We start from the raw sequence: 13,984 nt of genomic DNA on the forward strand, positions 1-13,984 counted from the left end.
GTTCGGCAAAATCGCTGGCTTTAATATGTGATGATCCCGACGCCCCGGCCGGAACCTGGGTGCACTGGGTGCTTTATGATATCCCCCCTTATGCGCGAGGACTTTCCGAGAAAATCATGGAGGCAGTCAATCCGGTGGTCAGGGTTGAGGGCCGGGTTCAGACATTTTCGCAGGGGAAAAATGATTTCGGCAAGTACGGTTATGGCGGTCCCTGCCCTCCCAAAGGAAAACCGCACCGTTACTTTTTCAAGCTGTATGCGCTCGATATCGAGTTGAAGATCGACAAAGAAACCGTTGTGAGGGGTGTCACTAAGGAAGTTTTACTGGAAAGGATGAAGGGACATATTGTCGCGGAAGCATCTCTGATGGGGAAATATCAGAGAAAATAAAGCCTATTCAATATTTTTGAAAGCGCGGATTATATCGTACGGTTCCGAAGCGGTTATCAATTCCTGTCGGAATGATTCATATCGCAATGCCGTGGCCAGGGATTGGAAAACCTTGAGATAAAAGCTGTCATCATAAGGGGGGGCGGCCATGACAAAGAAAAGTTGCACCGGAAGCCCATCGGGAGCGTCAAATTCGTAACCCCCGTTTACGCGGGCAAAGGCCATAATGAATTCTTTGGCCTGCATCGACCGGATATGTGGAACGGCAATTCCGTGACCGATGGCGGTCGAGGCCTTCCGCTCCCGGTTGATGAAGTCGGTCAGGAGCTTGCAGTTGTTGCCGGTTCGTCCGGAGAGGTCAAGGATATTGACCAGATCGGCCAGAATTCGTTCTTTGTTTCTTTCTTTCCAGCGGTGCGAAAGGGGATCCTCGGGCGGAGTTTCCTGCTCGACCTGAAAATCCAGGACAATCATTTCTTCTTTTAGAAATCGCGAAATATTCATACTTAATCTATTCTATCGACGGCAAGCCTATAAAAATGAAGAATTTATAGTGCCTGCTATCGAAATGTCAAGCCGTAAGTTAGGCATAATCTAGAAAATGATAACAGGTTTTGTCCAGTATTGTTCCTATTGACATTCTATTGCAGTTTAGTTACTTTCGGGCGCTGAGGAGAGCCTGAAAATGGTTAAAAAGACTCTTTATATGCCGAACTAAATATATAAACGATATAAAGTTATTGGAGACTCATTGCCACCTTTTGAAAAACTGAAGCGAACACATACTTGCGGCGAATTAAACTCGGGGAATATTGGAGAATCGGTAATCCTTAATGGCTGGGTGCAGTCATACCGTAATCTGGGAGGCCTTCTCTTTATAGATATTCGGGATCGCTATGGAGTGACTCAGGTAATGCTTAATCCCACCAAGGTTGAGGGGGATGTTTTTGCCATTGCCGCCAAAGCCCGCAACGAATTTGTGGTCGCGGTTGAGGGGAAAGTGCAGAAGCGGCCGGAAGGGACCGAGAATAAGAATCTTCCCAGTGGTGAAATTGAGGTGGCGGTAGATAAATTCCATATTCTGGCGGAATCAAAGACCCCCCCATTCGAAATAGAAGATGACACCAATGCCAGCGAGGTTCTCCGGCTGGAATACCGCTATCTTGACCTGCGGCGCCGACCGCTGCAGGATAAAATCCGGGTGCGGCACCATTGCACGATGGCGATAAGAGAATATCTTTCGAACCAGGGATTTCTGGAGATTGAAACGCCGCTCCTGATGCGCTCGACGCCGGAAGGGGCGCGCGATTATGTTGTCCCCAGTCGCAACCAGAAAGGGAAATTTTACGCCCTGCCGCAATCGCCGCAGCTTCTAAAGCAGATACTGATGATTTCCGGGTTTGACCGTTATTTCCAATTGGCCCGCTGTCTTCGCGATGAGGACCTTCGCGCGGATCGTCAGCCCGAGCATACCCAGATTGACCTGGAAATGTCCTTTGTTACCAAAGAGGATGTCTTTGCGGTGGCTGAGGGAATGATGGCGCACCTGTTCAAGAAGGTACTGAATGCTGAAATTGAAACGCCATTCCCGCAGTTTGAATACGCCGAGGTGATGAACCGCTGGGGTATCGACAAGCCGGATATCCGTTTTGCGATGGAAATCGTCGACCTCACGGAATTAGCCAGGAATTGCGGGTTCAGGGTCTTTACCGATTCCATACAAAATGGCGGCGTTGTCAAGGGTATCTGTCTTAAAGGAGGAGCCGATTATTCCCGCAAGCAGATAGATGATCTTACAGCATTCGCAAAAAACCTGGGCGCCGGCGGACTGGCCTATATATTGAAGCATAAGGACGGCGACCGGTCGCCGATTACCAAATTCATCGGCGAGGAATTGAAAGACCTAATCTGCGCCGAAGCCGAGGTCGCGGCCGGTGATGCCCTTTTCATAATTTCCGATAAGAGATTAAAGGCGGAATCGATTCTGGGACAGATAAGACTGCACCTGGGGAAAGCGCACAATCTGATAGATGCCAAGAGCTGGAAATTTCTCTGGGTGACACGATTCCCGCTTTTTGAATACAATGAAGAGGAAAAACGCCTGGATGCCATGCATAATATAGTCTCCAATCCGGTCGAGGAGGATCTGCCTTTTCTGGATGAAGCCGATCGCACCACACTGCCTCCGGGTCACCCGGATCATCCACTGCGGAGAATTCGGGCGGAGCAATATGATCTGGTGCTCAACGGCACGGAGCTGGCATCGGGCAGCATAAGAATCAATCGGCGCGAGCTGCAACAGAAGGTGCTGAATATTCTTGGAATATCGAACGAGCGGGCCGAAAGGATGTTCGGTTTTCTTCTGCGGGCTCTTGAATACGGCGCCCCGCCGCATGGAGGTGTTGCCGCCGGGCTGGACAGGATTGTGGCGCTCATGACCGGCGCCGAGAGTATCCGCGAGGTGATCGCCTTTCCCAAGACCGCCTCGGCCGCCTCATTGATGGATGGCGCACCCTCGGACATCGACCCGGAGCAGTTGCGTGAACTGGGACTGCGCCTGGATGATTCCATAATATCGCAGGGCAAATGAGTACGGAAACAGAACAGAAAATATCCAAAACTGTCTATCTTGAAGGCCTCGACCCGAGGTTGCTGTTCGGGCAGAACGATATTTTCCTTCGGGCCATTGAAAAGGGTTTCACCGCTTCCATTGTCGCCCGCGGCGACAGAATCGCAATCGAGGGAAAACCGGAGGAGGTGGAGCAGGTGGTCAGTCTCTTTAAAGACCTGATGGCTCGCCTGGAACAGGGAGCTTTCATAACGGAGCAATATCTCAATTATTCCATGGAAATGGTTAAAGAAGCCGGCGGCGGCCCGGCGGAATTAATTGCCGCCAATCAAATGGCCAATGCCGCGCTCAAGAAGACGGTGCGGCCGAAGACGGTTGGGCAGAAGGTTTATCTGGATACTATCGCCGAGAATGATATTGTCTTTTCCATCGGTCCGGCGGGAACAGGCAAGACTTACCTGGCCGTTGCGGTCGCGGTGGCGGCCCTGAAGAACCATGAGGTCAGCAGGATCGTCCTCGTTCGTCCCGCTGTTGAAGCCGGGGAGTCGCTCGGTTTTCTGCCGGGAGATATCCGCGCCAAGGTCGATCCGTATCTGCGACCCGTCTATGATGCCCTGCATGAGATGATGGCCGCCGAAAAAATCAAGAAATTGATCGAACTCGGTATTATCGAGATTCTTCCTCTTGCTTTCATGCGCGGAAGGACACTGAACAATACTTTTGTCATCCTCGATGAGGCCCAGAATACCACCCCGGCCCAAATGAAGATGTTTTTGACCCGGCTGGGTGAGGGGGCCAGAGCAATTATTACCGGCGATGTAACCCAGATTGATCTGGAAGATAAAAAGAATTCCGGGTTGATTGTAATTCAGAAGATATTGACCGGAATCGAAGGGATAAAGTTCGTTTATTTGTCGGACAAGGATGTCGTCCGTCACCCTCTCGTTCAGAAAATCATCCGTGCCTATGAACGATATGAGAAGGGCCGTCGAAAGGAGTAGGGGAGAGCCGTCTCTCCGATATGTATCGAATCCTTTTAAAACTCAAAAGGTTTTTCAAGAAAGTTCTCAAGGTCAAGGCGGAGACGCGTCAGTCACCTGCCACGGGCGCACGCAGCCGGATTGAAAAATTCATTCTGCTCATCACGGCCGCATTACTTATTGCCCTCCTTTATCCGGGCGAGAATCTCTTTTTCCCTCTCGATTTTCCCAGGAGGGGGGAGATTGCCTTTGATGACATTATCGCTCCTTTTCAGATTACGGTCGCTAAATCGCCGCAGGAAATGCAGGAAGAAAGGAAAGCGGCCGTTGAAGCCGTTCCGATACTTCTCAAATACGACAGCCGCGTGGTGGATTCCGTCCTGTCCCGCCTGAGCCAATTTATGAACAGCGTCGATTCCGCGGTCAAAATCATAAGAGCCAAACCGAAAAGTGCCCGCATGCAAATTAATGCCGACAGTTTGATTGCCTTCATGAGCAACGATATCAACCTCCGGTTTCCTTTTCTTGACGGCGGCGTGATTACGAAACTTCTTCGTGGGGGAAATATCTTCCACGTAAGGACGGTCATTCAGGAAATATTGAAAGACGACATCTATTTTTCCGGCGTGCTGCCGAGCATGGAGTCATTGCCTGAACCGAGAATTCGCCCGGTAATCGTAAGTATTGATAAGAGAGAGGTTTTTCTGGTGCGGGACAAGCTCCTGGATGTTCCGCGTGCCTATGTGAATTTTCTCGCGGCGCTCAACAATCGATTAATCAGCGATTCCATCGATGTCGACATTTATTATGAATTAGGGCGGCACTTCATCATTCCCAACCTGGCGGTGGATATTCATGAGATGCAGTCACGCCAGGAGGCGGCCAGAGCCGAGATTTCACCCGTGAGTGAAGTGGTTATGCAGGGGGAGATCATTACCCGGGCGGGAAGTCGTATCAGCGATCGCCAGGAAAAAATAATGGAATCGATGTACCGTCAGATGGAGACCTCGGCCAGAGGCGAGGGTTGGTATGCGCCTTATCTGCCGGTCCTGGCCAGATTCCTGCTGATTCTGATTTCTTTCTTGATGCTCTATCTGTATCTGTACTATTTCCATCGCCGGATTTACCTCTCCAATCCGAAAATCCTTTCATTATTTCTGATTTATGGTCTGGAGTTGGTTCTCATCTACCTGATCGGTATCAGGCTCGATCTCTCGATCTATCTCTTTCCCATAGCGATATTTTCTCTTCTGGTAACGGTTTTATTCGATGCTCAGATCGGCACGTTCAATACCTTCATTCTGGCCCTATTGCTGGGCGTCCTGCACCGATTCAATTTCTCCCTGGTTCTGATTACCATTATCGTTGGGACCGTGGCTTGCTATTCCACGCAGAGAGTCAGGAATCGCGCCGAATTTTTCCGCTCTATTGCCTACTTATCGATTACCTATATAGCGTTGATATATCTCCTGGAGTCGTTCAAAGTATCGCCGCCGGGGCAGCTGTTGAATTTGTTTGGTTTTGGGTTGGCCAACAGCATCATTACACCGCTTCTGTCAATCGGGATAATGCCGGTGTTTGAATCGCTGTTCGGTTTCACAACCGACATCACGCTCCTTGAGCTCTCGGATCTCAACCGCCCGCTGCTCAAAAGACTCTCTCTGGAAGCGCCGGGAACATATCACCACTCCATTCTGGTCGGCAATCTGGCCGAAGCGGCCGCTAAGGCGATTGACGCCAACTCGCTTTTGGCCCGGGTCGGCGCCTACTATCATGATATCGGGAAAATTGAAATTCCGGAGTACTTCGTAGAAAATCAACTCGGAATCAAATCAAAGCATGATGGTCTGGCTCCCTCAATGTCGGCCATTATCCTGGCCTCGCATGTCAAGAAAGGTCGCTGGCTCGGTGAGGAAGCCGATCTCCCTGATGAAGTGCTCAATTTTATCGAGGAGCATCATGGCACCATGACCATGAACTATTTCCTGAACAAGGCCAAAGAGGCGGGGATCGCAGATCCCTCGGTCGATGATTATCGCTATCCCGGCCCGCGACCGCAAACCAGAGAAACCGCCATCGTCATGCTGGCGGATACGGTCGAGGCGGCCAGTCGTACTCTTTCCGAGCCGAAGCCGGCCCGTATCAGAAACCTGGTGCAGCGCATCATAAGCGAACGTATCCAGTCGGGCGAGCTGCAGGATTGCCCACTCACGCTCAGAGATTTGGCCGATATCACCGAATCGTTTACACAAATTCTGACCGGCGTTTTTCATTCACGAATAGAATATCCAAAGAAAGAGGAGAAGGAATGATTCGAGGCAATATCATTGCCGCCGCCGCAGGCAGAATTCCCCGCAAGAAAATTGCCGCCCTGCTGGCGGCCATTTCCAATGGGGAAAAGGTCAGGTCAACCACGGTCAATATTATTTTCCTTGACGATAGGGGAATAAAGAAGCTTAACAGAAAATACCGCCGCCTTAATCAAGCAACCGATGTTCTATCTTTCAATATTAATGATGTATCAGTCAAGGATTCCATGCTCGGCGAAATCTATATATCGATTGAAACGGCGGGTAAGTATGCCGGAAAAGATGGCCTCAGCCTGACCGCCGAAATTCTGCAGCTCTGTTGTCATGGGGCGTTGCACCTTCTTGGTTATGACCATATCAGGGATAGTGATCGGTCTGTTATGGAGGCCCGGGAACGACATTATCTGGGAAGGATCAAATAATGCAATTGCTGCTTTACCCGGCCCTGATTATTTTTATATACTATCTCGGCTATGTTTTTTCACTTCATTCGCTGGCGGCTTATCTCGCCCAGGATGAGTTGGCGACCATTTCGGCCAGGATGTCCTCGTTCAGCAGGCGGTATCTTTCCGAGGCGGTGGCCAACCCGCGGATATCGCTGCAGATTACGGTCATAATCAAGTCCTTCGTTATGGTGCTGACCTCTTTTCTGGCAATCCTATTCGCACAAGTGCTTATCGAGAAGTATCAGTATAATTCCACCATTACCTTCATGGCCGTCCTTCTGGCCGTCTGGACTTTATATCTGATTTTCATGGAGTACTTTCCTCGAAAGCGGGCACTGCATCATGTCAATCGTACGGTTCTGAAATATATTCCCCTGTTTGCCCTTCTATATCGTCTGTTCCGTCCCTTTATCCGTCTTTATGAAAAGACATTACGTCCCTATCCCGAGAATGTGACCGAGGAACAGAAAGAGGATATTGTGGAGCGGGCCATTGAATCGCTGGCGGAGCAGGCCGGTGTGGGCCAGCCGATTGTCGAGGAAAACGAGAAAGAGATGATCGGACAGATATTTCAACTCGATGTCACCGAGGTGCGCGAAGTGATGGTGCCGCGAATTGATATGAAAGGACTGAATAAGAATATCAGTCTGCAGGATGTACGAAACCTCACCAGGGAATTCGGTTTCTCTCGTTTCCCGGTTTATGATGAAAACCTCGATAGGATTATCGGGATTCTCTATATCAAGGACCTCTTCACGCGCCTTCCGCTTCCGGTCGATGAGACCTCTTTTGATATCACCCAATATATGCACCCTGTACATTTTGTCCCGGAGTCAAAAAAAATCAGCGACCTGCTGGCCGAGTTCAAGGCCAGCCGGGTGCATGTGGCGATTGTTGTTGATGAGTACGGCGGGACCTCGGGATTAGTGACCATGGAAGATATTCTGGAAGAGATTTTTGGGGACATTCAGGATGAGCATGATCATGAATCGGCGGAGATGGTGAAGTTGCCGGATGATTCATTGTTGGTTGACGCCGGGATTTCGCTTGAGGAATTAGTCGAGGAATTGAAACTTGACTATGATGCCGGGGAATTCGAAACGGTCGGCGGGCTTATTTATGATCTGGTCGGATCGGTGCCGGCGGTCGGCACGAAATTGAAATGGAAAGATATTCAAATCGAAGTGGATAAAGTCAGGGGGCAAAGGATAATCTCGGTCAAGGTCCGGGTGAATAAGGAGCCCGAGGCTTAACTTAGCTATCTAATATTTCTAGTAATTCTCGCTTAGCCTCATCTTCAAATATGACTTTAAATTCAAACTTACGATTGCTAAATTCGAGATTGAGTTCACCCCACGATTTCTGTTGGCCCAATTTAGTGCAGAAATCGAAGACATTTTCATCAGTGTAAAATCCTCCCTCTGCGGATATATCCACTCCTCGCCCCGGGAAATTGCTTCAAATATCGAATTCCCTTGCTTTTTCCAACAGAAGGCAGAAAGACCTCTGCCATCTACTTCATCTTCCCGCCCACCCCCTCCTGATATATCAATCAAATTTCCCGCTGCGCCGTAAAGGGTGTCACAACCAATTTTGGGCCTTAATTTTGATTTGATTTGAAAAATAAAAAGCATAAATTTAGTTTTCATTCTCAGGTTGGAGGAAAAGACGGTGACGAAAACAAAGGAAGATGTTTTAAGATTAATCGACGATGCCGGAGTCAGGTATATCCGGCTTAACTTTACCGACATTCTGGGGCGGTTGAAAGGAATGTCGATCACCCGTTCCGAAATCGAGACGGTTCTGGAGCGGGGGCAGGGATTCGACGGCTCCTCAATCGAGGGGTTTGTCCGTATCGAGGAATCGGACTTGATGGCTATCCCGGATTTGCGGACTTTCCGCATCATCCCCTGGGATATCGGCGGCGAGCGAACGGCTATGATGTTCTGCGATATCCAGAACCATGACGGCACCCCCTATGCCGGCGACCCCCGTTGGGCTCTCAAAAGAATGCTGGAAAAGCTGGCCAAGAAGGGATTGAGCGCCTATATGGGGCCGGAATTGGAGTTTTTCTATTTCAAGGATGAACTGACACCTCAGATTCTCGACCGGGGGGGGTATTTCGACTATGGCTCGTTTGACCTGGGGACACAGGTGGTCAAGAAGACCACGACCGCCCTGGAGCTGCTGGGGATTCCGGTGGAATGCTCACACCATGAGGTTGCTCCCAGCCAGCAGGAGATCGATTTGAAGTACCAGGAGGCGCTGGTGATGGCCGATTTCGCCCAGATATATAAGTTTGTCGTTAAAGAGGTCGCCGCTGAGAATGAAATTTACGCCTCCTTTATGCCCAAGCCGCTCCACGCCGAAAATGGCTCGGGGATGCACAACCATATGTCGATTTTCAAGGGGGACACCAACCTGTTCTATGCCAAGGACGATCCCTATCATCTTTCCGAAATGGCCAAGCAATTCATAGCCGGAATTCTGACTCATGTCAAGGAAATCACCCTGGTTTTGAATCAATGGGTGAACTCCTACAAGCGACTGGTGGTAGGTTTTGAGGCGCCGGTTTATATCTCGTGGGGGTGCCGCAATCGTTCCAGCCTGGTGCGGGTGCCGATGTTCAAAACCGGGCATGAAAAATCAACCAGGGTCGAACTTCGCTCTCCCGATCCGGCCTGTAACCCGTACCTGGCGTTCGCCGTTATGCTGGCCGCCGGGTTGACCGGTATCGAAAAGAAATATGCGCTGCCGGATCCGGTGGAGGAGAATATCTTTGCTATGACGGCCGAGGAACGCGCCAAGAAAAAGATAGATGCTCTTCCGGATTCGCTGGAAAACGCCATCAGGGAAACCGAAAAATCAAAACTGGTGCGCGAAGCGCTCGGTGACCACATCTTTGAGCAGTTGATCGCCAACAAGAAAGTGGAGTGGGACGAATATCGCATCAATGTCACCGACTATGAAATAAGCAAATATCTGCCTTTCCTGTGATAGCCGACAACCATAATCTGCCGGCCAGCGAAATAATCGACGGCCTGAAAAAGAAAAGGTTCAGTGCGGTCGAAATCTGCTCCGAGGCGCTGGCTGCGGCTGAAAGCACCGGCCGCGGTCTGAATGCGTTTATTACCCTGACCGGGGAGAAGGCCATGAAGCAGGCGGAGGCGGTTGATCGCAAGATCGCCGCCGGCGAGAAAATCGGCCCCCTGGCCGGAGTCCCGATTGCACTCAAAGATAATATCTGCCTGACCGATTATCCCACCACCTGTGCTTCGCATATCCTTGACGGTTTTATCCCTCCTTATGATGCCACCTGTGCGCGAAGATTGATTGAAGCCGATGCCATCATCATCGGCAAGACCAACATGGATGAATTCGCCATGGGTTCCTCGAATGAGAACTCGTATTATGGGCCGGTGAAGAATCCGGTCGGGGAGGGGTTGGTTCCCGGCGGCTCCTCCGGCGGCTCGGCGGCGGCAGTCGCCTCGGGCATCGTGCCGATTGCCTTTGGGTCGGAGACGGGCGGTTCGGTGCGTCAGCCGGCCGCATTCTGCGGGGTGTACGGACTTAAACCGTCGTACGGTGCCATTTCCCGTTATGGTCTGGTGGCCTTTGCCTCATCGATGGATCAGATCGGCCCGCTGGCGAGAAATTGCTATGATATTGCTCTGGCCTTCAGTGTCGTCTCGGGCCGGGATGAAAACGATTCCACCTCGGTGGCATTCAATCATCCCGATTATCCATCGCTCGTTGAAAGCGAGCGGAAGTTTAAATTTGGAATCCCGCTGGAATTTTTCCGGGAAGGGTTGGATGCTGATGTAGCAGAGAATATTGAAAGCGCAATAAAGCTGTTTGAGAAGAACGGTCATCAGGTGAGGGAGATTTCGCTTCCCCACAGCCCCCTGGCGATTGCCATCTATTATATCATCGCCGATGCGGAGGCCTCCTCCAATCTGGCCCGATATGACGGTATTCGATATGGCCTTCGTGAAAAGGATGATGAGCTGATCGCCATGTATAATAAAACTCGCCGGGCCGGTTTTGGGGTGGAAGTGAAACGAAGAATTCTTCTTGGTACCTATGTCCTCTCCGCCGGTTATTATGAGGCCTATTATTTTAAGGCCCAGCAGGTGAGAGAGTTGCTCCGCATCGATTTCGAAAAGGCTTTTGAGGAAGTAGATCTGCTGATCACGCCGACCTCACCCACGGCGGCTTTCCGGATGGGGGAAAGGCTGACCGACCCGCTGGCGATGTACCTATCTGATATCTACACCGCACCGGCCAATCTGGCCGGAATTCCGGCAATATCTGTACCCTGCGGCACCGTTGCCGATGGCCGTCCGGTCGGAATCCAATTCATGGCGCGGGCCTTCGATGAGCTGTCACTCTTTCAGGCGGCATCGCGTTTGGAGAAACTGAGAGCATAGATTATGCCTTTTATCATTTCGGGCAAGGTAAGAATATATTATGAAGAGAGCGGCGACGGTACACCGCTGGTTTTTCTTCATGGCTTCACACTTGATCATCGGATGTGGGAAAAACAAGTGGAATACTTTTCCAGGAAATACCGCGTAATTGTCTTTGATGCCCGCGGCCACGGCCGTTCCGACGGCCCTGAAACCGGTTACGCTCGCGAGGATCGGGCTGATGATATCTTGAATCTGAGTGAACATCTGGAATTTCATCGTTTTCATCTGGTCGGCCTTTCGATGGGGGGAGGCGACGCCTTGAGTTTCGCCATTGACCATCAGGACCGGCTTTTGTCGCTGACTCTGGCCGATACGGTGGCTTCCGGATATATGCCGGCAACCAAATTTCGCGATTTCAGCGAGACACTGAAAACCGCGGGGGTGGAAGCGGCGAAAACTGAATTCATTGAATCGACGCTATCATATTATGTCAGGAAGGATATTGAAATCAGAGATAAACTGGCGATTATGATGAATGATTTCAGCGGCAGGCCCTGGCTCGACCCGATGAGAGGGAATTATCCCAATCGGGATGATGTGCGGCTCTAGGCCAGCGTCAGAATCCCAACTCTAATCATAGTCGTGAAGAAAGATATGGCCTGGGCACCCCTGGCGAAGATATTAAATGAAACGATGCTTGATTCACAGCTCGAAATTCTGCCGGGCGTCGGGCATATGTCCAATATGGAAGCGCCGGATAAATTCAATGCCATCCTTGATGCCTTTCTTTTGAAAGTAGTTAACTGATTGAGAGTATTTGACAGGATATGGTGGACAAATATCAGATAGATGGATATGAGCCGGTGATAGGGCTGGAAGTACATGCCCAGCTGACGACCGAGAGTAAGATCTTCTGCGGCTGTCGGGCGGAATATGGCGCCCCACCCAATTCGTTGACCTGCCCGGTCTGTCTGGGTTTGCCGGGAGCTCTTCCGGTGCTCAACAAAAGAGCGGTGGAGTATGCTATGCGGATGATTCTGGCCGTCGGCGGCACGGTTCGCCTGCGTTCGATCTTTGCCCGCAAGAACTATTTCTATCCGGATCTTCCCAAAGGATATCAGATTTCGCAGTACGACCAGCCGATAGGGGAAGGTGGGGAATTGGCCTTCCGCCTTCATCCCGGTGAAAAAGAAAATATTGTTCGCCTTAAAAGGATCCATCTCGAGGAGGATGCCGGCAAATCCCTTCACCCCGAATTGGGTGAAGATTATACAAGAATAGATCTCAACCGCTGCGGCATACCTCTGCTCGAAATAGTCACGGAACCGGAGATCTTTTCTCCGCAGGAAGCTTACGGCTATCTGGTCAGATTGAAACAGGTGTTGCAGTACCTGCGGATATGTACCGCGGATATGGAAAAAGGGCATCTGCGTTGTGATGCCAATGTTTCGGTTCGTTTGGCCGGTTCGGAAAGACTGGGAGTAAAGACCGAAGTCAAGAACATGAATTCTTTCAAGGGGGTGGAACGGGCACTGACTTTTGAAATTGAGCGGCAGGTTGGGGTGCTCAAATCGGGCGGTACCGTTGAACAGATGACACTTCTCTGGGATGAGAAACATCAGGAGGCCGAACCGATGCGCACCAAAGAGGAATCGCATGACTACCGTTATTTTCCCGAACCGGATCTGGTGAATCTGGTGATTGACAGGGAGTGGCTGGAATCGGTTCGGCGCAGTCTGCCGGAGTTGCCCGACGCACGGGCGAGGCGCTTTATGCAGCAGTATGAAATACCCGAATATGATGCCGCCGTTCTTACCGAGTCGCGCGGGCTGGCGGATTATTTTGAAGAGGTGATGACCGAATTTGGCGATGGAAAGGCGGCCTCGAATTGGATCATGACGGAAGTGCTCAAAGTGGTCAATGAAGCGAGGGTTGAAATTACCGATTTTCGAATCAAGCCGCCGATGATTGCCGAGCTTCTCAATTGTATTCAAACCGGGCAGATATCGGGGAAGATGGCCAAAGAAATTTTTGAAGAGATGCTGGCCTCATCGAAATCGGCCGGAGAAATAATTAGAGCCAAGGGGATTGTCCAGATAAGTGATGATGCGGTTATCGGTGAAATCGTTGCGAAAGTTCTTTCGGAGAATCAGCAGAACGTGAAAAAATATCTATCCGGCAAAACGCAATTATTCGGCTTCTTTATCGGGCAGGTGATGAAAGAAACGAAAGGGACGGCCAATCCCGGTTTGGTCAATAAAATTCTGCAGGAGAAATTGGATGAACTTGCCGGCTAAACTCGCAGTATTTATCTCGGGAGGGGGAACCAACCTTCAGTCGCTGATCGATGCCATCAAGGCAGGGCGGCTGTCGGCGCGGATTGCCCTGGTTGTTTCCAGCCGGAGCGACGCCTATGGCCTGGTGCGGGCCGAGAATGAGAAGATTGAGACCTTTATTTATAAGGTGAAGGATTTTACCTCCTCGGATGAGGCCGAAAATCATCTTCTGGCTGTTCTGGAAAAATATGAAATTGATTATATTGCCCTGGCCGGATTCCTCAAGATGGTCCCGGCCTCGATTATAAGGAGATATAAAGACAGAATAACAAACATTCATCCGGCGCTTTTGCCCAAATACGGCGGCAAAGGGATGTACGGTCATTATGTCCATGAAGCGGTGCTGGCGGCGGGTGATAAAGAATCAGGCGCCACGGTGCATATTGTTGATGAAATATATGATCATGGCCGTATCCTGAAACAGGGGAGAGTCCCGGTTCTTCCCGGCGATACCCCCGAAATACTGGCCGAGAGAGTATTGCAGATGGAGCATCAGATTTATCCGGAAGCGCTGGAAAATCTTATCAGAGGAAATAAATAGCT

General features: G+C 50.6%; 14 protein-coding genes. 12 read left to right on the forward strand and 2 right to left on the reverse strand.

Annotated features, from left to right (window positions below; all coding sequences use genetic code 11):
- On the forward strand, nucleotides 1–389 hold a 389-nt coding region (locus tag NT002_02245), incomplete at its 5' end, for a YbhB/YbcL family Raf kinase inhibitor-like protein (GenBank protein MCX6828090.1).
- Nucleotides 390–392: 3 nt separating this feature from the next.
- Here the strand turns inward: NT002_02245 and NT002_02250 are convergent.
- Nucleotides 393–893 carry a PTS sugar transporter subunit IIA gene (locus NT002_02250; protein MCX6828091.1) on the reverse strand — a complete coding sequence of 167 codons (501 nt, stop codon included), beginning with the start codon at nucleotides 891–893 and terminating at the stop codon, nucleotides 393–395.
- A 247-nt stretch (nucleotides 894–1,140) separates the two neighbouring features.
- Here NT002_02250 and aspS point away from each other — a divergent pair, with 247 nt between their 5' ends.
- The 5 genes from aspS to NT002_02275 are packed head-to-tail and all read left to right on the forward strand — an operon-like array spanning nucleotide 1,141 to nucleotide 7,946.
- A complete protein-coding gene (gene aspS / locus NT002_02255) occupies nucleotides 1,141–2,979 on the forward strand; it encodes an aspartate--tRNA ligase (GenBank protein ID MCX6828092.1) in 1,839 nt (612 codons plus the stop codon).
- Nucleotides 2,976–3,959, forward strand: a complete 984-nt coding sequence (locus NT002_02260; protein MCX6828093.1) for a PhoH family protein — start codon at nucleotides 2,976–2,978, stop codon at nucleotides 3,957–3,959. Before aspS ends, NT002_02260 begins: the two co-directional genes overlap by 4 nt.
- Before the next feature lie 20 nt (nucleotides 3,960–3,979).
- On the forward strand, nucleotides 3,980–6,250 hold the full coding sequence (locus NT002_02265) for an HDIG domain-containing protein (GenBank protein MCX6828094.1): 2,271 nt from the start codon (nucleotides 3,980–3,982) through the stop codon (nucleotides 6,248–6,250).
- Nucleotides 6,247–6,669: an rRNA maturation RNase YbeY gene (gene ybeY, locus NT002_02270; GenBank protein MCX6828095.1), complete on the forward strand. Its 423-nt coding sequence runs from the start codon at nucleotides 6,247–6,249 to the stop codon at nucleotides 6,667–6,669. Before NT002_02265 ends, ybeY begins: the two co-directional genes overlap by 4 nt.
- On the forward strand, nucleotides 6,669–7,946 hold the full coding sequence (locus tag NT002_02275) for a hemolysin family protein (GenBank protein ID MCX6828096.1): 1,278 nt from the start codon (nucleotides 6,669–6,671) through the stop codon (nucleotides 7,944–7,946). The genes ybeY and NT002_02275 overlap by 1 nt, the downstream gene beginning before the upstream one ends.
- A gap of 18 nt (nucleotides 7,947–7,964) precedes the next feature.
- Here the strand turns inward: NT002_02275 and NT002_02280 are convergent, their stop codons facing one another.
- Nucleotides 7,965–8,342 (reverse strand): hypothetical protein, encoded by a 378-nt coding sequence (locus tag NT002_02280; protein MCX6828097.1) that lies wholly within the window; start codon nucleotides 8,340–8,342, stop codon nucleotides 7,965–7,967.
- Nucleotides 8,343–8,364: 22 nt separating this feature from the next.
- Here NT002_02280 and NT002_02285 point away from each other — a divergent pair, with 22 nt between their 5' ends.
- From NT002_02285 to purN, 6 genes are read left to right on the forward strand one after another with little or no spacing between them, the layout of a single operon-like run.
- Complete coding sequence (locus NT002_02285) at nucleotides 8,365–9,690, forward strand: glutamine synthetase family protein (GenBank protein ID MCX6828098.1); 1,326 nt, start codon at nucleotides 8,365–8,367, stop codon at nucleotides 9,688–9,690.
- Nucleotides 9,687–11,123 carry an Asp-tRNA(Asn)/Glu-tRNA(Gln) amidotransferase subunit GatA gene (gene gatA / locus NT002_02290; protein ID MCX6828099.1) on the forward strand — a complete coding sequence of 479 codons (1,437 nt, stop codon included), beginning with the start codon at nucleotides 9,687–9,689 and terminating at the stop codon, nucleotides 11,121–11,123. The genes NT002_02285 and gatA overlap by 4 nt, the downstream gene beginning before the upstream one ends.
- 3 nt (nucleotides 11,124–11,126) lie before the next feature.
- Nucleotides 11,127–11,714: an alpha/beta fold hydrolase gene (locus NT002_02295; GenBank protein MCX6828100.1), complete on the forward strand. Its 588-nt coding sequence runs from the start codon at nucleotides 11,127–11,129 to the stop codon at nucleotides 11,712–11,714.
- 45 nt (nucleotides 11,715–11,759) lie between these two features.
- A complete protein-coding gene (locus tag NT002_02300) occupies nucleotides 11,760–11,912 on the forward strand; it encodes a hypothetical protein (protein ID MCX6828101.1) in 153 nt (50 codons plus the stop codon).
- Nucleotides 11,913–11,932: 20 nt separating this feature from the next.
- Entirely contained in the window at nucleotides 11,933–13,402 is a 1,470-nt protein-coding gene (gene gatB / locus NT002_02305) for an Asp-tRNA(Asn)/Glu-tRNA(Gln) amidotransferase subunit GatB (protein MCX6828102.1), read from the forward strand.
- A complete protein-coding gene (gene purN, locus NT002_02310) occupies nucleotides 13,386–13,982 on the forward strand; it encodes a phosphoribosylglycinamide formyltransferase (GenBank protein MCX6828103.1) in 597 nt (198 codons plus the stop codon). The genes gatB and purN overlap by 17 nt, the downstream gene beginning before the upstream one ends.
- Nucleotides 13,983–13,984 lie beyond the last annotated feature (2 nt).

The organism is Candidatus Zixiibacteriota bacterium (assembly GCA_026397505.1).
GTDB lineage: Bacteria > Zixibacteria > MSB-5A5 > GN15 > PGXB01 > JAPLUR01.

Excerpts from the sequence above, each read along its gene's own strand:
- NT002_02250 (MCX6828091.1), bottom strand. The coding sequence starts at position 893 with ATGAATATTTCGCGATTTCTAAAAGAAGAAATGATTGTCCTGGATTTT.
- NT002_02260 (MCX6828093.1), top strand. The coding sequence starts at position 2,976 with ATGAGTACGGAAACAGAACAGAAAATATCCAAAACTGTCTATCTTGAA.
- NT002_02265 (MCX6828094.1), top strand. The coding sequence starts at position 3,980 with ATGTATCGAATCCTTTTAAAACTCAAAAGGTTTTTCAAGAAAGTTCTC.
- ybeY (MCX6828095.1), top strand. The coding sequence starts at position 6,247 with ATGATTCGAGGCAATATCATTGCCGCCGCCGCAGGCAGAATTCCCCGC.
- NT002_02275 (MCX6828096.1), top strand. The coding sequence starts at position 6,669 with ATGCAATTGCTGCTTTACCCGGCCCTGATTATTTTTATATACTATCTC.
- NT002_02280 (MCX6828097.1), bottom strand. The coding sequence starts at position 8,342 with ATGAAAACTAAATTTATGCTTTTTATTTTTCAAATCAAATCAAAATTA.
- NT002_02295 (MCX6828100.1), top strand. The coding sequence starts at position 11,127 with ATGCCTTTTATCATTTCGGGCAAGGTAAGAATATATTATGAAGAGAGC.
- NT002_02300 (MCX6828101.1), top strand. The coding sequence starts at position 11,760 with ATGGCCTGGGCACCCCTGGCGAAGATATTAAATGAAACGATGCTTGAT.
- gatB (MCX6828102.1), top strand. The coding sequence starts at position 11,933 with ATGGTGGACAAATATCAGATAGATGGATATGAGCCGGTGATAGGGCTG.
- purN (MCX6828103.1), top strand. The coding sequence starts at position 13,386 with ATGAACTTGCCGGCTAAACTCGCAGTATTTATCTCGGGAGGGGGAACC.